Annotated in this window: 17 protein-coding genes; 14 read left to right on the top strand and 3 right to left on the bottom strand. The window is 67.0% G+C overall.

Annotated features, from left to right (window positions below):
* Positions 1 to 81: 81 nt before the first annotated feature.
* Positions 82 to 1,404 (bottom strand): AMP-binding protein, encoded by a 1,323-nt coding sequence (locus HMPREF1136_RS05495; protein ID WP_009648347.1) that lies wholly within the window; start codon positions 1,402 to 1,404, stop codon positions 82 to 84.
* Between the two features lie 206 nt (positions 1,405 to 1,610).
* Here HMPREF1136_RS05495 and HMPREF1136_RS05490 point away from each other — a divergent pair, with 206 nt between their 5' ends.
* Both HMPREF1136_RS05490 and HMPREF1136_RS05485 read left to right on the top strand, forming a co-directional pair.
* The gene (locus HMPREF1136_RS05490) at positions 1,611 to 3,053 is read left to right on the top strand and encodes a L,D-transpeptidase family protein (protein WP_009648335.1); all 1,443 of its coding nucleotides are present in this window, start codon (positions 1,611 to 1,613) and stop codon (positions 3,051 to 3,053) included.
* 640 nt (positions 3,054 to 3,693) lie between these two features.
* Entirely contained in the window at positions 3,694 to 5,427 is a 1,734-nt protein-coding gene (locus HMPREF1136_RS05485) for an alpha-glucosidase (RefSeq protein WP_009648341.1), read from the top strand.
* 67 nt (positions 5,428 to 5,494) lie between these two features.
* On the opposite strand, the gene HMPREF1136_RS05480 is transcribed toward HMPREF1136_RS05485, so the two are convergent.
* Positions 5,495 to 6,475, bottom strand: a complete 981-nt coding sequence (locus tag HMPREF1136_RS05480) for a 1,4-dihydroxy-2-naphthoyl-CoA synthase (RefSeq protein ID WP_009648340.1) — start codon at positions 6,473 to 6,475, stop codon at positions 5,495 to 5,497.
* Between the two features lie 357 nt (positions 6,476 to 6,832).
* Between HMPREF1136_RS05480 and HMPREF1136_RS05475 the strand changes: the two genes are divergently transcribed.
* The 3 genes from HMPREF1136_RS05475 (at position 6,833) to HMPREF1136_RS05465 (ending at position 11,374) form a co-directional block, all read left to right on the top strand.
* Positions 6,833 to 7,891: an o-succinylbenzoate synthase gene (locus HMPREF1136_RS05475; protein WP_009648351.1), complete on the top strand. Its 1,059-nt coding sequence runs from the start codon at positions 6,833 to 6,835 to the stop codon at positions 7,889 to 7,891.
* 9 nt (positions 7,892 to 7,900) lie between these two features.
* Positions 7,901 to 9,643, top strand: coding sequence for a 2-succinyl-5-enolpyruvyl-6-hydroxy-3-cyclohexene-1-carboxylic-acid synthase (gene menD, locus HMPREF1136_RS05470; protein ID WP_009648344.1), 1,743 nt, complete (start codon positions 7,901 to 7,903; stop codon positions 9,641 to 9,643).
* 126 nt (positions 9,644 to 9,769) lie between these two features.
* Positions 9,770 to 11,374 (top strand): S1C family serine protease, encoded by a 1,605-nt coding sequence (locus HMPREF1136_RS05465; RefSeq protein WP_009648359.1) that lies wholly within the window; start codon positions 9,770 to 9,772, stop codon positions 11,372 to 11,374.
* 577 nt (positions 11,375 to 11,951) lie between these two features.
* Here the strand turns inward: HMPREF1136_RS05465 and HMPREF1136_RS05460 are convergent.
* Positions 11,952 to 13,037 (bottom strand): isochorismate synthase, encoded by a 1,086-nt coding sequence (locus HMPREF1136_RS05460; RefSeq protein ID WP_009648337.1) that lies wholly within the window; start codon positions 13,035 to 13,037, stop codon positions 11,952 to 11,954.
* 195 nt (positions 13,038 to 13,232) lie between these two features.
* On the opposite strand from HMPREF1136_RS05460, the gene HMPREF1136_RS05455 reads away from it, so the two are divergent.
* The 9 genes from HMPREF1136_RS05455 to HMPREF1136_RS05415 all read left to right on the top strand — a co-directional run.
* The gene (locus HMPREF1136_RS05455; protein WP_009648361.1) at positions 13,233 to 13,940 is read left to right on the top strand and encodes a ubiquinone/menaquinone biosynthesis methyltransferase; all 708 of its coding nucleotides are present in this window, start codon (positions 13,233 to 13,235) and stop codon (positions 13,938 to 13,940) included.
* A 374-nt stretch (positions 13,941 to 14,314) separates the two neighbouring features.
* Entirely contained in the window at positions 14,315 to 15,583 is a 1,269-nt protein-coding gene (locus HMPREF1136_RS05450) for a geranylgeranyl reductase family protein (RefSeq protein ID WP_198002820.1), read from the top strand.
* Between the two features lie 28 nt (positions 15,584 to 15,611).
* Complete coding sequence (locus tag HMPREF1136_RS05445) at positions 15,612 to 15,971, top strand: NADH-quinone oxidoreductase subunit A (RefSeq protein ID WP_009055563.1); 360 nt, start codon at positions 15,612 to 15,614, stop codon at positions 15,969 to 15,971.
* A gap of 22 nt (positions 15,972 to 15,993) precedes the next feature.
* The gene (locus HMPREF1136_RS05440; protein WP_009648365.1) at positions 15,994 to 16,548 is read left to right on the top strand and encodes an NADH-quinone oxidoreductase subunit B; all 555 of its coding nucleotides are present in this window, start codon (positions 15,994 to 15,996) and stop codon (positions 16,546 to 16,548) included.
* Complete coding sequence (locus HMPREF1136_RS05435; protein ID WP_009648331.1) at positions 16,545 to 17,282, top strand: NADH-quinone oxidoreductase subunit C; 738 nt, start codon at positions 16,545 to 16,547, stop codon at positions 17,280 to 17,282. Before HMPREF1136_RS05440 ends, HMPREF1136_RS05435 begins: the two co-directional genes overlap by 4 nt.
* Positions 17,282 to 18,628, top strand: a complete 1,347-nt coding sequence (locus HMPREF1136_RS05430; RefSeq protein WP_009648352.1) for an NADH-quinone oxidoreductase subunit D — start codon at positions 17,282 to 17,284, stop codon at positions 18,626 to 18,628. The genes HMPREF1136_RS05435 and HMPREF1136_RS05430 overlap by 1 nt, the downstream gene beginning before the upstream one ends.
* The gene (nuoE, locus tag HMPREF1136_RS05425; protein ID WP_009648353.1) at positions 18,625 to 19,368 is read left to right on the top strand and encodes an NADH-quinone oxidoreductase subunit NuoE; all 744 of its coding nucleotides are present in this window, start codon (positions 18,625 to 18,627) and stop codon (positions 19,366 to 19,368) included. The genes HMPREF1136_RS05430 and nuoE overlap by 4 nt, the downstream gene beginning before the upstream one ends.
* Complete coding sequence (nuoF, locus tag HMPREF1136_RS05420; protein ID WP_009648328.1) at positions 19,365 to 20,669, top strand: NADH-quinone oxidoreductase subunit NuoF; 1,305 nt, start codon at positions 19,365 to 19,367, stop codon at positions 20,667 to 20,669. The genes nuoE and nuoF overlap by 4 nt, the downstream gene beginning before the upstream one ends.
* Positions 20,666 to 22,214, top strand: a 1,549-nt coding sequence (locus HMPREF1136_RS05415) for a 2Fe-2S iron-sulfur cluster-binding protein (RefSeq protein WP_009648354.1), incomplete at its 3' end; no start/stop codon positions are given. The genes nuoF and HMPREF1136_RS05415, both read left to right, overlap by 4 nt.

Raw genomic sequence — 22,214 nt, 5'->3', positions numbered from 1 at the left:
GCCACCAGTGTAGTTGGAGCCAGCGCCCGCCCGTCGGACGGGCCAGGAGGGTTAGGTCGGGCCGGGTCGGGCCAGGTCGGGTTAGCGCACCCAGTTCCTCTCAGTGGCTGTTGCGGCGTTCGCAGTCGCCATAGCGGCACCGCGGTCAATCTTGTCGAAGCCCAGGTACGGCAGCTCCGTCACCGCGACCACGCGGCGCGGTGCCTGCGCGCGCCCAATACGAGCGGCGGCGTGCTCGCGCACCGCCGCACCGAGTTCGGCCATCTCCAAAGAATCAGTCGGCATCTGATTCGGAACGACCAGAGCCGTCACGATCTGACCCCACTTCTCATCCGGGGTGCCCATGATCCACGCGTCCGAAATCCCCTCGTAGGAGCGGACCGCGCGACGCAGAGGACCCGGCGCGATCGACAGGCCGCCCGATGTGATCACGTCGTCCGCGCGCCCGTTCACCTCGACCTTACCCGACGCCCGAATGACGCCCATATCGCCCGAAATCAGCCAACGGTGACCGCCCTCCTCGAAGAATGGGCTCTCCGCGTCCAAGTAGCGCGTCATCAGCGTCGGACCGTTGAATGCCAGGCGGGTACGGCCATCCCAATCGACCGCGCGCACCGTCATGCCGGGCATCGGCTCGCCGTCGTACACGCAGCCGCCCGACGTCTCCGTCATGCCGTAGGTGATGCGCACCTTCAGTCCCGCATTCAAGGCGCGCTCCAGCAGATGCTGGCTGATCGCCGCGCCGCCCACGAGGACCGCTGACAGGGACCGCATCGCGTCCACAACTTCCTCGCCTGCGTCGAGGCACTGGACGAGCTGCGTGGGCACCAGCGACAGGTAACCCGGCATCTCATCCTGCGTGACACCTCTGATAGCGGGGAGGAGGTCACGCGGGTCAAAGCCGTTCGTCGTATCTACGACCTGCGGGTTCGTCTCCGCGACGGCCGCGCGCAAGAGAATCATCGCGCCGGCAATGTGATGCGTCGGCAGCGCCAGAATCCAGCGTCCCGGGCCGCCCAACGCCAGCTCAGTCGCCTTCACCGAGGCCATGAGCGCATCCATCGATAGGCCAACCAGGCGCGGCTTACCCGCACTGGACCCCGACGTCGAAATGACCAGGTCCACGCCATCGAAGAAATGCGGATCGTTCTTGATCTGATTGGCGAGGCCGGGGTAGTCCTCCTCGGGGAACGCCTGCTCAGGCGTCGCCGCAGACCCGCGCAGCGTGGCGGGAGGAACCAGGGCGGGGTCGCGCAAGAAGACAACGGTGTGCGGCGCGGGGTGGTTCGGATCGGCCTGGCGCTCCTCGTAGAGCTCGACCAGCTTATGAATCGACGCGTTAGCCAGGGCGACGGCGCTAATCGCAGTCCCGCCGGGGACGACAAGAATTCGCGGCGCAGTCATGATGTGCCTCCCAAGATCGACAGCGAGCGCAGATATTACAAGGATAAGCGTTTGCGTTGTTGCTGGTGGCAGGCCGCTTCGCGGCAATCATCACGTTTAGTAAACAATTTCTTGATATTCCGGTTATTTTCATGTGGCATACTGCGCAACTGAAAATTCAACAGTCTGCTACCACAAGGGTGCGCGAGGCGTTAGGATGAACACCGATGCTCAAAAATCTTTCCACCAAAACCAGATGGGCGATCGGCGCAGCAAGCGCCCTCGTCCTCCTTGTCGTCTGCGCCATCATCGTATACGCGGCCAACTACTCCGGTCGCGTCCTGCCCGGCACCACCGTTGCCGGGATCTCCGTCGAAGGCATGAGCCGCGACCAGGTCATCTCCGCGGTCACCGCCCGAGCCGACGCCGCCAAGGTGTCTCTCACCGTCGAAGGAAAGACCACCACGGTCTCGCTCAACGAAGCCGGGATCTCCGTCGATGCTGAAGCAACCGCCAACGAGGCCATGAAAGACTCGACCTCCTTACCGTCCTTCATCGGTGCCCTCTTCTCCCGCCGCGCCCTGGAACCCGTGACCACTGTCAGCGAGGACTCCATCAAGAAGCTCACCGCGACCGTGAATTCCACCCTGACCTCGGAAATGAAAGACGCCCAGGTCATCATCGCTCCCGATGAGGAATCCTTCACCGTCACGCCCGCGCAAAACGGCAACGGTATCGCCCGCGATGAGGTCGCCGCCGCCGTCAAGCAGGCCGGCGCCACCCTCGCCTCCGTGTCGCAGAACGTCACCGTTTCACAGATGGAGCCCAGCGTCACCACCGCCGATGCGCAGCAGGCCGCCCAAAAAGGCAACGACCTGCTCGACACCTCGATCGAAATCTCCGACGGCATCGACCTGTTCGTCGCCGAGCGCTCCGACAAGGTGCACTGGGTCGAATTCCTCACCAAGGATGACGGCTCCCTCGACGAACCCTCCATCAGCACCGTCAAGGTCGCTGACTGGGTCAATGCCCTGGCTGCAAAAACCGACGTCAAGGCCGAGAACCGCGTCGAGAACGTCGACTCCTCCGGCAACGTGCTGACCACCGCCCGCGAAGGCAAGAAGGGCCTCAAGACTAACAACACCGAAGAGATCACCAAGGGCGTCGTCAAGGCCATGACCAACGGCACCTCCTACGAGGGGCTGTTCCACTACGACGACATCGAGCCCGGCTCTGAAACCAAGCAGGTCGCCGAAGGTACCGAAAACCTGGTTTACCAGGCCGCTGAAGGCGAAAAGTGGGTCGACATCAATCTCACCGATGCCACCGTCACCCCGTACGTCGGCGGCAAGGTCGCTGGCGGACCCTTCTACATGGTCCCCGGCGCGCCCGATACCCCGACCGTCACTGGCACCTTCCATGTCTACCTCAAGTACGACGTGCAGACCATGCGCGGCGAGAACGCCGACGGCACCAAGTACGAGACCGAAGGCGTCCCGTGGGTCACCTACTTCACCGGCTCCTACGCGATGCACGGTGCCCCTTGGCGCTCCTCCTTCGGATGGAGCGGGTACGGCGGCTCCCACGGTTGCGTCAACATGCCCGTCGACGCTGCCAAGTTCATCTACGACTGGACCGACATGGGCGACACGGTGGTCGTGCACTACTGATCGCCACTGAGCATCTCGCAGCGGGCCGGAACCCTATGGTTCCGGCCCGCTCGCTGCTTTGTCGGGCTGTGCGGGCTATGCGGGCTATGCGGGCTGTGCGGGCTGTGCGGGTTGTGCGGGTTGTGCGGGCTGTGCGGGTTGTGCGGGGGCTGTGCGGCGTCTCTGTGTAGGGGTGTCTGGCCTGGTGGGGCTAGGGGATGGCTTCGTGGATAGGTTGTGGCTTCGTGGATAGGTTGTGAGCATGCGGATAGGCTATTTTCCTATCCGTGACGGTGTTAACCTATCCGCCTGCTTGTTTCCTATCCGTATCGTTTCGTCGGGGCTGGGTCTTCCTGTTGGGGCATCGCAGTTGTGCTCTCCGGGTTCTGTGGTGCTTTCTGTTCTGGGCGGGCTGCCCGGGTGGCGGAGGCGCTGGTGCGGTTCCCCAATAATGTTGCGTGTAATTCCTCGATAACTAGTTCAGGCTTCGAAACTAGGCCGTTGGAATTGCAGTGCTTGTGGGCGGTGCTGAAAACCGGCCGGGGAGAATTACGTGCGACTTTTATGTGGACGCAACGCGCCTGCGCGGCAGTCGCACACGCGGTAGTCTGCGCGTAACAGCACGGGCGCTGAGCGCCCCTCAACGTATGGCAGGTGTTCCATGTTTTTCCGAGACGATGCGGTGAGCGCGACGGGCAACGGCCTCGGCCCCGACGAGTGGTGGAAGGGCGCGGTCGTCTACCAGATCTACCCGCGCTCCTTCAAAGACTCTGACGGCGACGGCTTCGGTGACCTTGAGGGGATCCGCTCCAAGCTCGACTACCTGAAGGCTCTGGGTGTGGACGTTCTGTGGCTCTCGCCGATCTACGCGTCCCCGCAGGCGGATAATGGCTACGATATCGCCGACTACTACGACATCGACCCCATGTTCGGCACGCTGTCGGACTTCGACCGCCTCCTGGAGGGGGTCCACGAGCGGGGGATGCGCCTCGTTATGGACCTGGTTGTTAACCACTCCTCCGACGAACACCCGTGGTTCGTGGAGTCGCGCTCCTCGCGGGATAACCCGAAGCGTGACTGGTACATCTGGCGCGACCCTCGCCCCGGGTGCGTGGGCGGCGAGGCCGGGGCGCAGCCCAATAATTGGGGGTCCTTCTTCTCTGGCTCGGCCTGGACCTGGGACGAGGCTACGGGTCAGTACTACCTGCACTTGTTCCACAAGAAGCAGCCCGACTTGAACTGGGAGAACCCCGAGGTGCGCGCCGCCGTCTATCGCATGATGAACTGGTGGCTCGACCGCGGCGTTGACGGCTTCCGCATGGACGTCATTAACCTGATCTCGAAGGACCCGGGCCTGCCTGACGGCGTCGTCTACCCCGGGCGCGCGTGGGGCGAGGGTTTCCCGCACTTCTCCGAAGGCCCGCATTTGCACGAATACCTCGCCGAGATGCGACGTGAGGTCTTCGATGGGCGCAGCGGCACCATGACGGTCGGGGAGTGCCCCGGCGTGCGCCGCGACAACGTCCTGCTCTTCACGGATCCGGCCCGCCGCGAACTTGACATGGTGTTCCAGTTCGACCATGTCGACCTCGGCCTCGAAGCGGGGAAGTTCCACCCGCGCCCGCTGCGCCCCGGTGAACTCGCCGACTGCCTCACCCAGTGGCAGGAGGCGCAGGGCGAGATCGGCTGGAACAGCCTCTACCTGGACAATCACGACCAGCCGCGCGCCGTCAGCCGCTTCGGCGACGAAGCGTACCGCTATGAGTCGGCAACCGCCTTGGCCACGGCGCTGCACATGCTGCGTGGCACCCCCTACGTCTACCAGGGCGAGGAGCTCGGTATGACCAACGGGGTGTTCCATGGCCTCGACGATTTCCGTGATGTCGAGGCGCTACGCTACTACCACGACGCCGTGGCGGCGGGGGAGAGCCCCGAGGACGTCCTGGCCGGGATGCGCGCCACCGGCCGCGACAACGCACGCACCCCCGTCCAATGGGACGCGGGGCCGGACGCGGGCTTCACCGACGGCACCCCGTGGATCGGCGTCACCCCGAACTACACGGAGATCAACGCCGCCACCCAGGTGGGTGACCCGTCCTCCGTCTACGCCTACTACCGTGCGCTCGCGGATATCCGCCACGGCCTGCCCGTGATCGCCTCCGGGACCTTCGAGAGAATTGCGACCCCCTCGCCCGCGGTCTTCGCCTATCGGCGCACTCTCGACGAGGCCGTGGCCACGATCTTGGTCAACCTTTCCTCGCAGCCCGCATCCCTCGGAGAAGCCGCGCGCGGCGTGGGCGGCGAGCTGCTCCTTGCCAACCGCGACCTGCCCGAGGCCGAGCGGGGAGTCCCCGAGAGCCTCGGAGAATGGGAGGCGCGCGTCTACCTCGCCTGAGGTGGAGGCCCAGGATCGAAGAGATCCCGGGCCTGTGAGTCGCGGAGTTTCTGTACAGGAACCGCTCTCAGTAGTAGTACGGGTAGTCCTCCCAGCGAGGGGCGCGGTGCTCGAGGAAGGCGTCGCGACCCTCCTGGGCTTCGGCCGTCATGTACGCCATGCGCGTGGCCTCACCCGCGAACACCTGCTGGCCTGCAAGGCCGTCGTCGGCGAGGTTGAAGGCGAACTTGAGCATGCGGATGGCCTGCGGGGACTTCGTCGCGATGATCGCCGCCCATTCGAGGGCGGTGTCCTCGAGCTGGGCGTGGGGGACCGCGCGGTTGATGACGCCCCACCGCTCGGCCGTCTGCGCGTCGTAGCGCTCGGCCAGGAAGAAGATCTCGCGCGCACGCTTGTCCCCGGCCTGGCGGGCCAGCAGTGCGGAGCCGTAGCCGGCGTCAAAAGACCCCACGTTCGCGTCCGTCTGCATGAAGGCCGCGTGCTCGATGGAGGCCACCGACAGGTCCGCCACGACGTTGAGGGAGTGACCGCCGCCCGCAGCCCAGCCGGGAACGGCCGCGATGACGACCTTGGGCATCGTGCGGATGAGTCGCTGGACCTCCAGGATGTGCAGGCGCCCGGCGCGCGCCGGGTCGATCTGCTCGCGCCGCTGGGCGGTGGCCGCCTCGGGGTCCGCGCCCTCGACCTCGTAGCGGTACCCGTCACGGCCTCGGACCCTCTGGTCGCCGCCGGAGCAGAACGAGTACCCGCCGTCGCGCGCCGAGGGGCCGTTGCCGGTCAGGATGACAGCCGCGACCGAGGAGGTCTGGCGCGCATGGTCGAGCGCGCGGTACAACTCGTCGACCGTGCCGGGACGAAAAGCGTTACGGATGTCAGGGCGGTCGAAGGCGATGCGTACGACCGGCATATCCGCGCCCTCGGGGCGACCGTCCGCCTCGGGGCCGCGCGAAATACCGCGGTGGTAGGTGATGTCGGAAAAGTCGAAGCCCTCGACCTGGCGCCAGCGCGTCGGGTCGAAGGTGTCGGAGACGAAGGGGAGAGCGCTCATATGTCGGATTTTAATGGACGAGGCCGGGGCGGGCTTCCGGCACCGGGCCGCGTCCCGCGGCGGCTGGGGAAAGAGGGCGTGTCCAACCGGGTAGGTCGCTTGCGCGGCTGCGTGTCGTTCCCGGTGGCAAGCTAACCGCATGGAATGAGGGGTGGGGTGGGGGTGTTGAGTCGCTTGTTACTAGTCAGTTCGTGTGTGATGTGTGAGATATCCTTATTTGCCAGGCGTTTGGCAATCCTTGAGAGTCTGTCATTTTCAGATAGTTAGCGCGAAATGTCTGACAACTGCTACTGTGAAGCGGTTGAGCTTGGGGGGCATCATGGGTGACAATATTACCGATATGTAAGGAGTGGTCCGATGAATGCATCGCCGTATGCCACGCTCATGCGCATCCCCATGCGTACGATGAGCCGCCAGACGCGCTACGCCCTCGAAGGCGTCGACGACATTCTCGTGTACAAGGTAGCGATGACCACGCGCTTCCGCGGGGTGACTCGCCGCGAGGGGCTCCTCCTCCATGGTCATGCCGGGTGGGGCGAAGCCGCCCCCTTCTGGAACTACGACGACGCCGAATCTGCGCGTTGGCTGGGTGCCGCCCTCGAATCCGCGCGCCGTTTCCCGCCCGTGCCTCGTCGTAAGTACGTACCCGTCAACGTGACGATCCCCGTCATCTCGCCCGAAGAGGCCTACGAGCGCGTCAAAGCGTCCGGCGGCTGCGCGACCGCGAAAATCAAGGTCGCTGAACCCGGTGTGAGCGTGTCGCGCGACTGCGCGCGCATCGCCGCCGTCGCCGACGCGCTGCGTGAAACCGTCGGCGGGCAGGCTATGATCCGCCTCGACGCCAACGGAGCCTGGGAAGTTGACGACGCGCGCGCCGCCATCCCCGCGATGACGGACGCTGCCGGCGTCGTCCCCATCGAATACGTCGAGCAGCCCTGCCTGACCGTCGACGAGCTGGCCGAGGTACGTCGCAGCGTGGACGTGCCCATCGCCGCCGACGAATCCATCCGCCGCGCCGAGGACCCCCTCGAGGTGGCTCGCAAGGAAGCCGCCGACGTCGTCATCATCAAAGTCGCGCCCCTCGGCGGCGTCCGCTCCGCCCTGCGGGTCGCCCGCAAGTGCGGCCTCGGCGTCGTCGTCTCCTCCGCGCTCGAAACCTCCGTGGGCCTGTCCATCGGCGTCGCAGCTGCCGCCGCCGTTCCCGGCGTCCCCCGAGCCGCCGGTCTTGCCACGGCCTCGTTGCTCGTCGGAGACGTCACCACCCCCCTCGTGCCCGAACGAGGCCGACTGCCCGTCGGACGCCTCGCGCCGGACCTGAACCTCATCGGGCGAGGCCCCGAGGACTCCGACCTGGTCAGCCGGTGGGGGATGCGCCTCGAAGGCATGGCCGAGCACCTGGAAGAGGTCTCCCGGTAGGCTGGGCGCATGCCCGCCGTCGATACCGCCCGCGCGATCCTGTCCACTCTGGAAGACCTGGGCCTCACGCACGTCCTGTACTGCCCTGGCTCGCGCAGCGCGCCCTTCGCCTACGCCCTCGAAGCAGGGGCGTTCGGGGGCGACGCGCGTCCCGTCCTCGATGAGCGCAGCGCCGGCTTCGCTGCCGTGGGCCTCGCGCGCACCGGTGCCCTGCCCGCCATCATCGTCACCTCCGGCACCGCCGTCGCTGAACTGACCCCCGCCGTCCTCGAGGCCTCCCACGCGCGCCTCCCCCTCCTCGTCCTGAGCGCCGACCGGCCCGGCGAGCTGCGCGGCGTCGGCGCTTCGCAAGCCACCGCGCAAGCAGGACTCTTCGGCGTCCACGCCCGCGCCAGCATCGACCTGGAACCGCAAGAACCCTCGCGCTCCCTCGTTGGGCAGCTCTCGCGCGCCCTCGCCGCCGCCCTCGGCGCGCCTACCGGAACGCCTGGACCCGTCCAGATCAACGTCGCATTCAGGGATCCGCTCACGCCACAGGGGGTCCGCGTTGGCGCGGAGTCTGACGGCGGATCCGCGCCCGATCCCGCAGACGAGGCCCCGGCCTCGTTCGTTCCTCGCCCCACCCGGGTACTCCCCGCCAGCCTCGCGCCCGCGCGCTGGGAGGACGTCGTAGGCGAGGCGCGCGCAGGCCTCATCGTCGCCGGTGAAGGTGCCTCGCCGCGGGCCGCGCAGTGGTCGCTGACCTCAGGCTTCCCGCTCCTGGCGGAACCCGCGTCCGGCGCGTGGGCGGGCGGGGAAGTGACCCCCTTCGAGCAGGCCATCGTATCGTCGCCTCTGGGACGAGAAGTTGACACCGTCGTCGTCACCGGGCGACCCACCCTCTCGCGGCCCATCCACGCGCTGCTCGCCCGTCCCGACGTGCGCGTCATCGTCGTCGACGCCGGCACCCCGTGGGTCGACATCTCCGGCAACGCCTCCATCGTCGTGCCCGCGCTGGCTGCACCCCGCGTCCCGTCCTGTGAATCCTCGTGGGCCGCGCGCGTGCGCTCCGCCGTCGACGAAGCCGCCTCTCGCATCGACGCCCTTCTGGCCGGCGGGTCCGGGCGCAGCATGCTCGACCTGGCACGGGCCGTCGCTGCGGCCACGGTCGGCCCCCTCGTGCTCGGTGCCTCCAACCCCGTGCGTGCCTTCGACCTGGCCGTCGCCTCCCTGAACGGGCGTCACGTCTACTCCAACCGCGGACAAGCCGGCATCGACGGCACCATCGCCACCGCCGTCGGCATCGCGCTCAGTCTTGGGGTCTACGCTCACCGCGACGAGGCCTCGGCCCCCCGCTCCGCTCGATGCGGGAAGGACGCAGGCCCGAACCAAGCGTCGCGCGTCACAGCGGTCATGGGCGACCTGACCCTGAGCCACGATGCATCCTCGCTGGCGCTCGCCGCAGCGACGGGAGCCGACCTCGACATCATCGTCGCCGACGACGAGGGCGGCGGCATCTTCGCCACCCTCGAACACGGCCGCGCCACCACCCCACAGGCCTACGACCGCTGGTTCGGCGTCGCCCAAGCCGTCAACTACGAGGCGCTCGCGGCCGCCTACGGCATCAGATTCGCGCGGGCGTACGCTCCGAGCGAACTCGCCTCAATCCTTCGTGCCCCGGTAACGGGGCCGCGCCTCATCCACGTGCCCATCGAACGCGCGGCGCACCTGTACGCGCAGGCGCGCAACGCCCTGTGCGAGGCCGAGTTCTGATCCCGGCCGCGCGAATTCCCCGCGCGCGTGTCCACTATTCAGGAAACTCACAGGGGGCTTCCAGTACTCGTTTGAGGAAACGGCTCATACTGGTGAGTAACTAATGAACTGACACCAGAGGAAACCATGACTGAGCCTCGTATTCCCAGACCCGATGAACAGGCCGATCAGGCGGCCAGTGCCGCCCCCAGCTACCCGCAGCGTCCGGCCTCGTCCGCACCTGACACCGACCTGCCCACCGTCGGCGGCACCGCCGCCCAACGTGCCGCGCAGGAGACGCGCGCCGCCACGCCAATTCCAGCGCCGACCGGCGCGGACGTCACGCAGGAGATGCGCACGGCTAACACTCCTCACACCCCAATTCCCGCGCCCCAGGAATCGGCTATGCAGCAGGCGGCGTCGGCACCCCAGGATGGGGCGGTAACCCAGGACTCGGCTGCGCCTCAGGTAGCCTCAGCCCCCGTCACGCCCCCAGCCGCAGCTCCCACCGACACGCAGCCGCACGCGCAAGGCACCACGGCACCGGGCGGCACCTACGGCGCGCCCACGGGCCAGCCGGTCACGGGATACCCGGCCCCGGCCTCGGCCCCCGCACCGGTCGTCGTCGTCAAAAAGAAGGGTCCAGGCTGGGTCGCCCTGCTCGGCGCGATGCTCCTGACAATCGTTCTGACGCTGGGCGCGATGCTCTACATGCGCCCCGAGCTGCTGCGCGTCACCACGCCGCAGAACCTCAACAACGGCACCGTCGCGACCGTGCCCGCGTCGAGCGATGCCACCGACTGGACGGCCGTCGCCTCGGCGGTTTCGCCGGCAGTCGTCACCATCCAGAGCCAGAACGCCTCATCAGGCGGCACCGGCTCCGGCGTCATCTACGACGCGCAGGGTGACATCGTCACCAACTACCACGTGATCTCGCCCGCGATCAACGGCGGGCAGATCCAGGTCACCCTGGCGGACGGACGCCTCTACGGTGCGGGCATCGTCGGCCACGACAAGACCACCGACCTGGCGGTCATCCGCCTGGAGAACCCGCCGTCGAACCTGACGGTCGCGCGTTTCGCCTCGTCGCAAAGCCTGCAGGTCGGCGCGCCCGTCATGGCGATCGGTGCGCCGCTGGGCCTGTCGAACACGGTCACGACCGGCATCGTTTCGGCGCTCAACCGCCCCGTCGAGGTCTCCATGGACGAGGATTCCACCTCGCAGGACCAGGCGCAGGCGTCCTCCGACCTGGTCGTCACCAACGCCATCCAGATCGACGCTTCCATCAACCCTGGTAACTCGGGCGGCCCGCTGTTCGACGCGACCGGCGCGGTCATCGGCATTAACTCCTCGATCAAGTCGCTGGCCACCTCCGCCGACGGCCAGGCAGGGTCGATTGGCCTGGGCTTCGCGATCCCCTCCGACCTGGTCGTCTCCATCGCCGACCAGCTGATCACGACCGGTTCTGCCTCCCACGGGATGCTCGGCGTCACCGTCAAGGCCGCAACCGTCACCGTCGGCTCCGACACTTACGTCGGCGCGCAGGTTCAGGAGGTTTCCTCCGGCTCCGGTGCCGCCGCTGCCGGGCTGCGCTCCGGCGACGTCATCCTCAAGGTTGAAGGCCAGGAAGTCACCAGCCCCAAGCAGCTCATCGGCTACGTGCGCCGCTACCGGGCGGGCGACACCATCAACCTGACGATCGCTCGCGACGGGGCGACCCGGGACGTGTCGGTCACGATCCAGGGGTCCTGACGCTCATCGACGAGGCCCGCCGTCCCCTCGTGGGGCGGCGGGCCTTTGCGCGTGGCGGGGATGTTGGGTTATAGGACACGAGGCGTGGCGTGAGTGTTGAGTTTCCGGTGTAATGGTGCGGAAAAACTTGTGTTTTAGCTGGTCGTGTGTGCCTCGTTTATGTGAATACTGAAGTATCGCGGCCTGTGTGTGGCTCTCCCATGAACCGTGACGGATTGGCCGCGTGTGACAACGGCTTGGGGGCCAACGTGTCCCGCACGTGAACCCTCTGTCCCGCATGTGGGCCGTCTGTCCTGTACGTGGGCGGGGTTGCCCAGGTTCGGAATAACAGGCCCACGTGCGGAAGAGGGGACCCAGGCTCCGAAGAGCGGGCTTGCGTGCGTGTCAAGGGGACTGAAGCGCATGGTGGGAGGGGCTGTGCGCGAGGCCGTGATGGTGGGCTGTGCGCCGATGCACCGCGGCCACGGGTGAGCGTGTGACCGATGGGGTGTTGCAGCCGATCAGCGAAGGTTTAATCCCTTCAGATCGGGTTGAATCCTCCTGGCGGGGGTGAATCCTCTGGCTCCAGAATGAGCGCTCACACCCCGAGGGCGTCCAGGAGCGGGCGCATCTTTGCCTCGGTCTCGGCGAGTTCCAGGTCGGGGTCCGAGTCCGGCATGATGCCGGCCCCCGCGAAGAGGCGAAGCCTCGTCCCAGACGCGAGTCCGCAGCGCAGCGCGATAGCGAACTCGCCGTTGCCGGCCGTGTCGACCCAGCCCACTGGCCCGGAGTAGCGGCCACGCTCGGTGTCCTCCAGCTCCTCGATGAGGCGCATCGCCGCCGCCCGCGGCGTCCCGCACACGGCCGCCGTCGGATGCAGGGCGGCCACCAGGTCCAGCAGGTGCGCCGATCCCAATCGCGCGTGAACGTCCGTCGCCAGGTGCACGACGTTGGGCAGGGTGAGCAGGAAGGGACCCTGCGCACGCACATCGGAACACAGAGACGTCAGAATTGATGACACGGATTCCGAGGCCAGTTCGTGTTCGCGCAGATCCTTCGGGCTGGAGGCGAGCATCGTGCCCTCGCCGGGTTTGCACGTACCCGCCAGGACGCGCGACGACGCGGTCCCATGCGAAGCGGCAATCAGCATCTCCGGCGACGCCCCCACCAGCGAATCAACGCAGAAACGCCACGTCGAGGGATACAGGTCGGTCAGGCGCTCGAGAAGGAAACGCTCATCGAAGCCGCGCGAGCACCGAATCGTCATGTCGCGCGCCATGACGGCCTTATCGGCCGCTCCCTCGCGCAGCCGTGCGGCCATCGCCTGGACCGAATCACGCCACTGGGTCCGCGACATCGACCCCTGACCAAACGTCAGGGAATCGGGTACGCGGGCGGCAGGCCTAGCGCAGGAGAGGGCAGCATCAACCGCCGCCAGCGGATCGGGCGCATCCCCAATCCCGGCGGTGATCGCCCAGCGCGCCCCGGCCTCGTCGATGAGAGTCAGCGCGGGCACAAAAGCCACCGAGCGGGCAGGGGAGCGGAACGCGAAGGACGCGAAGAGGACCGGGGAAGGGCCAGGCACAGGGGACGAGGCCGGGGCGGCCTCCCACGCGCGGCGCACCCGGGCGATGGCGTCGGGGGTCGCGGACTCGAGCGTGAGTGCGCGACCGAGGCCGATCATGGAGCGGCGCTCGCCGAGCCAGGCCGCCCCACCCGACGCGGGAAGCAGAGATGTCAGTGAGCAAGTAGACCCCGGGTGCTGCGGGGGCAGGACGAACGCCCGAAAAGCGAGGCGTGAGCAGCCACAGTCGTCATGCATGGGTCCATGGTAGGAGCAGGGGCGGCGGCGTGCTGAAAGACGTGGGAGGATTAACGCATGACAGAAGCCCCCCGCGCGGACCTGACCAAGGTCCCCGAAGAGATTGCCTCGATGTTCGACTCCGTCGCCACGCGTTACGACATGATGGACACGTTGATGACGGGCGGTTTGAATCACGTCTGGATGACTGCCCTGCGCAAGGCGGTCGCCCCGCACCCCGGCGAGCGCATCTTGGACCTGGCGGCCGGCACCGGTGCGTCGGCCGCTGCGCTTGCACAGGGTGGCGCCGAGGTCGTCGCCTGCGACCTGTCCGAAGGCATGATCGAGGTCGGTCGCGAGCGTCACCCCGAACTCGAGTTCGTCCACGGCAACGCGATGGACCTGGACTTCGAGGACGGCTCTTTCGACGCGGTCACGATCTCGTGGGGCCTGCGCAACATCCCGGATCCGGCCCTGGCACTGCGCGAGATGGCGCGCGTCGTGCGCCCGCGCGGCCGACTCGTGATCCTGGAGTTCTCGACCCCGCCGTCGCGCGCGTTCCGCGGCCTGTATAGCGTCTACCAGAAGACTGTCATGCCGACGATGGCGCGCCTGGCGTCTACGAATGATGGCGCGTACGACTACCTGGTCGAGTCGATCCGCCAGTGGCCCGCGCAGGAAGAAATCGCGCGCATGGTCGCCGCGAACGGCTGGGACGAGGTCGAATACCGCAACCTGACCGGCGGCATCGCCTGCATGCACCGCGCGGTCAAGCCGCTGCCGTAGTTTGTCATTGACGAGGCCGGGGTCCCTTTGCGGGGATCCCGGCCTTTGTCGTGGGCGGGGGCGAGTGCCCCCCATGATGGCCGCAACGTGGGGTGACGGCGCGGTGGGGCTGGCGCGCCCGAGAGCGTTCACTATGGTGTGGCAGAAAGTGTCAATTACGACAAGGAAGCGTTGCGCAAATGACAGGTGTGAGCGTGGCCTTCCTCGGCCTCGGCGACTGAAAACGTGCGGAAAAGTCGCGTGCTCGGCGAGGTGAGGGTGACCTAGCTAGTCTGACTGGCGGAATGAAGTGATGTGCACACTTCGTCCGCCTTGCACACTTGCGCGGCTGCACCCGCGCGCCCACGTTACGGAGGAATGCCGTGGCATCCACCATGCCTAGCGACATGAGCGCTGACGTTGTCGTCGTCGGCGCGGGCCCGGGCGGGTCCTCCACCGCCTATCACCTGGCCAGAGCTGGCCTTGACGTCGTCCTTCTTGAGAAAAGCACGTTCCCGCGTGACAAGATCTGCGGCGACGGACTCACCCCCGCCGCCGTCCACGAACTCATCGCGATGGGCGTGGACACCACCGGCTGGATGCGAAACCGCGGCCTGACCGTCATCGGTGGCGGCCATACCGTCCACATGGACTGGCCGGACCAGAAGTCCCTGCCCGGATACGGCATGACCCGAGCCCGCATGGACCTCGACCAGGCGCTCGCCAAGCGCGCCGTCGAGGCCGGGGCGCGCCTCTACGAAGGCGTGACCGTCACGGGAGCCATCCAGGACGGCTCCGGTCGCGTCGTGGGCGTGACCGCAAAGGCTGGCCGTGGCAAGAGCGCCGCAACCTTCGAGGTACGCGCCTCCATCACCGTCGACGCTGGGGGAGTGGCCGCGCGACTGGCCACCAGCCTCGGCCTCGAAAAGAAGATGAACCGCCCCATGGGCGTGGCCGCGCGCGCCTACTTCCGCAGCCCCCGCGGCGACGAGGAATGGATGGAATCCCACCTCGAACTGTGGAGCGGCACTCCGGGAGCCTCCGACCTTTTGCCCGGCTACGGCTGGATTTTCCCCATGGGCGACGGCATCGTGAACGTCGGCCTCGGTTCGGTCGCCTCGCGCGCCGGTGCCACTAACCTGCCCTACCGCGAGGTCTTTAAGACCTGGACCGCGAACCTTCCCGAGGAATGGGGCTTCACCCCCGAGAACCAAATCGGCCAGCTGCGCTCCGCCGCCCTGCCCATGAGCTTCAACCGCAAGCCTCACTACGTCCAGGGCCTCGTCCTCGTCGGCGACGCCGGCGGCATGGTCTCCCCCTACAACGGCGAAGGCATCGCCCCCGCCATGAAAGCCGGACGCTACGCGGCCTCGTGCATCGCGCAGGCTTTGTCCCGCTCCCACCGCGCGGGCATCGACCGCGCCATGAGCGAATACCCCCACATGCTTCGCGACGAATACGGCGGCTACTACCAGCTCGGCCGCATCTTCGTCGCGCTCATCGAAAACCCGACGATCATGCGCACCTGCACGAACGTCGGGCTGCCCATTCCGCGCCTCATGACGCTCGTCCACAAACTCCTGTCGGACGGGTACGAGAGGAGCGGGGGCGACTTCGACGACCAACTCATCACCATGCTGACCAAGGTGGTGCGCCCCGCATGACCACCACCACCCATAACCGGGAGGAACGATGACGAATCCCTACGTGCCGCTGCTCATCATGTCCGCAGCCGCCCTCGTCCTAGCCTTCGGAGGCCTGGTCGCCTCCGCGATCCTGGGCCCCACCAAAAAGTCCACGACCAAGGCCGACAACTACGAGTGCGGTATCCAGCCGACCAGCGCTCACCTCACCGAGGGCCGCTTCCCGGTGCGCTACTACCTGGTCGCGATGACCTTCATCATCTTCGACATTGAAGTTGTGTTCATGTACCCGTGGGCCGTCAGCTTCAACCAGCTGGGCCTGTTCGGACTGGTCGTCATGATGAGCTTCCTGGTCACCCTCTGCGTCCCCTACGCCTACGAATGGCGACGCGGCGGCCTGGACTACTAAAAGAGAAGTAAAGGATAGACAAGTGGGACTTGAAGAATCCCTGCCCGCGGGCATCGCGCTGACCAGCGTCGAAAAAGTCCTCGGACTCGCACGCAAGTACAGCCAGTGGCCCGTCACCATGGGCCTGGCGTGCTGCGCCATCGAGATGATGGCCGCCGGTACCCCCCGTTTCGACATGGCGCGCTTCGGCCTCGAGGTCTTCCGCGCCTCGCCGCGTCACTCCGACATGATGATCGTGTCGGGCCGTGTCTCGCACAAGATGGCCCCCGTCATCCGCCGCGTCTACGACTCGATGCCCGAACCCAAGTGGGTCATCTCCATGGGTGCATGCGCGTCCTCCGGCGGCGTCTTCAACAACTACGCCGTCGTCCAGGGCTGCGACCACATCGTCCCCGTCGACGTTTACCTGCCCGGATGCCCGCCCCGCCCCGAGGCCCTCATCCACGCGGTCCTCGTCCTGCGTGAGCAGATCGGCAAGGAACCCCTCGGCGTGCACCGCCGCGAGATCGCGCGCCGCGCCGAGCAGGCCGCCCTCGAGGCGACCCCCACCCACCAGATGAAGGGACTCCTCGCATGAGCGACCTTTCCACCCCCGAGGAAAATGCGCCCGCCGAGGTCGCCCAGGCCTCGTCCCAGCGCGGTTTCGCCCTCCCCGAGCCCATCGCACACCGCAAGGGCCTCTTCGGCGCGGGCACCGACTCCTCCACCTCCGGCTTCGCCGGCCTCGTGACCGATTCCTTCCTGCCCGGCGAGGCCTCCCGCCCCTACGGCGGCTGGTTCGACCAGGTCGTTGACGTCCTCGAAGAGCTCATCTCCGCCGACGGTCTGAAGGTCTCCGACGTCATCGAAAAGGTCACCATTGACCGCGGCCAGCTCGGCATCTTCATCGCCCGCGAGCACATCGCGCGCGTCGCCAAGTACCTGCGCGACGACGCCGACCTGCGCTTCGAGCTGTGCCTGGGGACTAACGGCGCGCACTACCCCCTCGACAAGGGGCGCGAGCTGCACGCCATCTACCCCCTGTACTCGATCACGTACAACCGCATGATCCGCCTCGAGGTCACGTGCCCCGACGAGGACCCCCGCATCCCCTCCATCGTCTCCGTCTACCCCGGAAACGACTGGCAGGAGCGCGAAACCTGGGACCTCATCGGCATCGTCTTCACCGGGCACCCCTCGCTCACGCGCACCGCGATGCCCGACGACTGGGTCGGACACCCCCAGCGCAAGGACTACCCGCTGGGCGGCATCCCCGTCGAATTCAAGGGTGCCGTCAACGCTTCCGCCGATGTTCGTAGGAGTGTGAACTGATGACCACCGCTTTCCACGCGCCCGCCGGCGCGACCGACCTGCCCCTCGAGGACATCCCCGAGGTCCTGACCCAGGGCGGCGACTGGGACGACGTCCTGCACGAGATCGAGGCCATCACTTCCGAGCGCATCGTCGTCAACCTCGGCCCGGTCCACCCCGCGACCCACGGCGTTCTGCGCCTCATCCTCGAGCTTGACGGCGAAAAGGTCCGCGAGACCCGCATCGACACCGGCTACCTGCACACCGGCATCGAGAAGAACATGGAGTACCGCACATGGACCCAGGGCGTCGCGTACTGCACGCGTATGGACTACGTGGCTCCCTTCTTCCAGGAGGCCGCCTACTGCCTCGGCGTCGAGAAGCTCCTCGGCATCGAAGAGGACATCCCCGAGCGCGCGTCCCTCATCCGCATCCTCATGATGGAGCTGTGCCGGATCGCCTCGCACCTGGTCGCCATCGGCTCGACCGGTAACGAAATGGGTGCCACGACGATCATGACGATCGGTTTCCGTGGCCGTGAGGAGATCCTGCGCATCTTCGAGCGCATCACGGGCCTGCGCATGAACCACGAGTACATCCGCCCCGGCGGCGTCGTGCAGGACATCGGTGAGGGCACCACGGACTACATCCGTGACCGTCTACGCCGCTGCCGTAAGGACATCGGCGAGCTCCAGGACATCCTGGTCGAGAACCCGATTTTCAAGAAGCGTCTGTGCGACGTGGCCGTCATGCCACTGAGCGGCCTCATGGCCCTCGGCTCGACCGGCCCAGGCGTGCGCGCCGCTGGCCTGCCTCTGGACCTGCGCAAGAGCCAGCCCTACTGCGGCTACGAGAACTTCGAGTTCGATATCCCCACCCGCGACAAGTCCGACGTCTACAACCGCACGATGGTTCGCTTCGACGAGTGCTATGAGTCGATGCGCATCATCTGGCAGGTGCTCGACAAGCTCGACCAGTGCGAGGGCGCGCCCACCATGGTCGCCGATCCCGAAATCGCCTGGCCCGCGCGCCTGGCTGTCGCCACGGACGGCCAGGGCAACTCCTTCGAGCACGTCCGCGAGATCATGGGGGAGTCCATGGAGTCTCTCATCCACCACTTCAAGCTCGTCACGGAGGGCTTCCACGTGCCCGCCGGCCAGGTCTACCAGACCGTCGAGCACGCGAAGGGCATCCTGGGCGTCCACCTCGTCTCCGACGGTGGCACGCGCCCGTTCCGCGCGCACTTCCGCGACCCCTCCTTCGCCAACCTGCAAGCGCTGGCCATGATGACCGAAGGCGGCCAGCTGGCCGACGTGGTCGTCGCCCTGGCCGCTATCGACCCCGTTCTCGGAGGCGTTGACCGATGAGCTACACACCCGACACCCTGGCACGCCTGCAGGCGGATGCCGCGCAGATCATCGCCCGCTACCCGGACGGTCACTCGCGCTCCGCGCTGCTGCCGATGCTGCACCTGATCCAGTCCGTCGACGGCTACGTCAGCCCGAACGGCATCGACTTTATCGCCGCCACGCTGGACCTGCCCCGCGCAGAGATTAGTGCCGTCGCGACCTTTTACACGCAGTACAAGCGTCACCCCACCGGCGACTACCTGGTGGGCGTGTGCACGAACGCGCTGTGCGCCGTCATGGGCGGCGACGAGATCTGGGAAAAGGTCTCCGAGAAGGTCGGCGTCGGCAGCGACGAGACCAGCGAAGACGGAAAGATCACGCTCGAGCGTATCGAGTGCAACGCGGCGTGCGACTACGCGCCTGTCGTCATGGTCAACTGGGAATTCTTCGACAACCAGAGTCCCGAGTCGGCCCTGGAGATGATCGAGGACATCCAGGCTGGCCGCGACATCCACCCGACGCGCGGCCCCATCGTCGCCCCCACGTTCAAGGAGAACGAGCGCGTCCTGGCTGGCTTCCTGGATGGGCACGAGAACGAAGGCCCCTCCGCTGGCCCCGCGACCCTGCTGGGCCGCGAGATCGCCGCGAAGAACGGCTGGACCGAACCGGTGGCTGACAAGGCCGCCGACCAGGCCCCCACGAAGGCCACGAAGGCATCCACGAAGGCCTCGAATAAGAAGGGAGTGAAGGCGAAGTGAGCACCGCATACGTGACGCCCGGGCCGCTGACCCCGATCCTTACCAATGGGTGGGGAGAGGAGCGTTCCTGGACGCTGGACTCCTACCGGGGCCGCGGTGGCTACCAGGGCCTCGAAAAGGCCCGCACGATGGAGCCCGCCGAGATCATTCAGGCCGTCAAGGACTCCGGTCTACGAGGCCGTGGCGGCGCAGGCTTCCCGTCCGGCCTCAAGTGGTCCTTCCTGCCCCCGGCCGACGGCGGTCCCCGCTACCTCGTGGTGAACGCCGACGAGTCCGAGCCGGGCACCTGCAAGGACATCCCGCTCATCATGGGCAACCCGCACGTTCTCATTGAGGGAATCGCGATCACGTCGCGCGCGATCGGCTGCGACCACGCGTTCGTCTACCTGCGCGGCGAGGTCACCCACGTGTACCGCCGCCTGCTGGAGGCTGTGCGCGAGGCGACCGAAGCCGGCGTGCTCGGCGACCTGCGCATCACCGCACACGCGGGTGCCGGTGCCTACATCTGCGGTGAGGAGACGGCCCTGCTGGACTCCCTCGAGGGGCGCCGAGGCCACCCGCGCCTCAAGCCCCCGTTCCCCGCGGTGGCCGGCCTGTACGCCCGTCCCACGGTTGTCAACAACGTGGAGACTATCTCCCAGGTGGCGGGTATCTTCCGCAACTCTCCCGAGTGGTACGCGTCCATGGGCACCGAAAAGTCCAAGGGCCACGGCATCTTCTCCGTGTCGGGTCACGTGAACAACCCCGGCCAGTTCGAGGCCCCCTTCGGTATCACGATGCGTCAGCTCATCGAGATGGCGGGCGGCATCCGCGACGGCCACACGCTGAAGTTCTGGACCCCCGGTGGTTCCTCCACGCCGATCTTCACCGAAGACGAGCTGGATACGCCCCTCGACTACGAGTCCGTGGGTGCTGCCGGTTCGATGCTGGGCACGCGTGCCCTGCAGGTGTTCGACGAGACCGTCTCGGTCGTCCGCGTCATCACCCGCTGGTCCGAGTTCTACCAGCACGAGTCCTGCGGTAAGTGCACGCCCTGCCGCGAAGGCACCTACTGGATGAAGCAAATCATGCTGCGTCTCGAGCGAGGCGAAGGTCGCCCCGGCGACGTCGACCTGCTCGACGAGATCGCACACAACATCGCGGGCCGTAGCTTCTGCCCGCTCGGCGACGCCGCAGCAACCCCGATCATGTCGGGTATCAAGCGCTTCCGCGACGAGTTCGAGGCTGGCCTCACCACGCCCGCCCGCGAGCTTTTCCCCTACGAGGCGTCCGCTAACTACGCGCGAGGAGGTGGCCGATGAGCGACGCGCCCAACATGATTGACGTCACCATCGACGACGTTCAGGTTTCTGTCCCCCAGGGCACGCTCGTGATCCGCGCGGCCGAGCAGGCCGGCATCCGGATCCCGCGTTTCTGTGACCACCCGCTGCTGGCTCCCGTGGCCGCGTGCCGCCAGTGCCTGGTCGAGGTTGGCATGCCCGACCGCAACACGGGTCAGCTGCGCTTCATGCCCAAGCCCCAGCCCTCGTGTGCGCAGACCGTCACCCCGGGCATGGTCGTCAAGACCCAGCACACCTCCGAGGTGGTGGACCGCGCCCAGCGTGGCGTTATGGAGTTCCTGCTCATCAACCACCCGCTGGACTGCCCGGTCTGTGACAAGGGCGGCGAGTGCCCCCTGCAGAACCAGGCGCTGACGGAGGGCCGCGGCAAGTCCCGCTTCACGGACGCCAAGCGGACCTTCAAGAAGCCGCTGCGCCTGACCTCTCAGATCCTGCTGGATCGCGAGCGCTGCATCCTGTGCCAGCGCTGCGTGCGTTTCGGCAAGGAGATTTCGGGCGACGTGTTCATGGACTTGCAGGGCCGAGGTGGCGGCACCGCCCCCACGGACCACCACTACTTCATGGGCGAGCAGGTCGGCGGCTTCGATACGACCACGCTCGACTTCTTCGACCCGTTGGCCAAGGACGCCTCGACCTCGTCCCTGTCGTCCCCGTTCGGCACGGACGCGATCGTCGGTTCGCTCAACGAGGGCGAGTTGTCCGTCGCCGAGCGCGACGTGTCGGGTCGCGCCTTCGCGTCTTACTTCTCGGGTAACATCATCCAGATCTGCCCGGTCGGTGCCCTGACCGCCGCGTCCTACCGCTTCCGCGCGCGCCCCTTCGACCTGGTTTCCACGGCCTCGGTCACGGAGCACGACGCGTCGGGCAGCGCGATCCGCCAGGACATGCGCCGCGGCGAGGTCGTGCGTCGCATGAGCGGCAACGACCCCGAGGTCAACGAAGAGTGGATTACCGACAAGGACCGCTTTGCCTTCGAGTGGGACAAGGTTGACCGCCTGACCTACCCGCTCGTGCGCGAGGATGGCGAGCTGGTTCCCACCTCCTGGTCCGACGCGCTCGACCGCGTCCGCGAGGGCCTGGAGTCGGCGGGTTCGTCCGTTGGCTTCCTGCCCGGCGGTCGCCTCACGTTCGAGGACGCCTGGGCCTGGTCGAAGTTCGCTCGTACCGTCGTCGGTTCCGACTCGATCGACTTCCGTTCGCGTCCTTCCAGCGAGGAAGAGCGTTCCTTCCTGGCCTCCTTCGTCGCCGGCTCCGGCCTCGACGTCACGTACTCCGATCTGGAGAGCGCCGGGCAGGTGCTGCTGGTTGCCCTCGAGCCCGAGGACGAGTGCGGTGCCATGTTCCTGCGCCTGCGCAAGGGGACGCGCAAGTCGGGCCTCAAGGTCGCCACGGTTGCGCCCTTCACCTCCAACGGCTCGCGCAAGATGAATGCTCGCCTCCTGCACGCCGCCCCCGGCGCTGAGCCGGGCGTCGTGGACGCGATTAAGGCGGGCGGTGCCTACGCCG

Origin of the sequence: Actinomyces sp. ICM47 (assembly GCF_000278725.1) — a bacterium.
GTDB lineage: Bacteria > Actinomycetota > Actinomycetes > Actinomycetales > Actinomycetaceae > Pauljensenia.
This window is presented reverse-complemented; position numbering and strand designations above follow the sequence as displayed.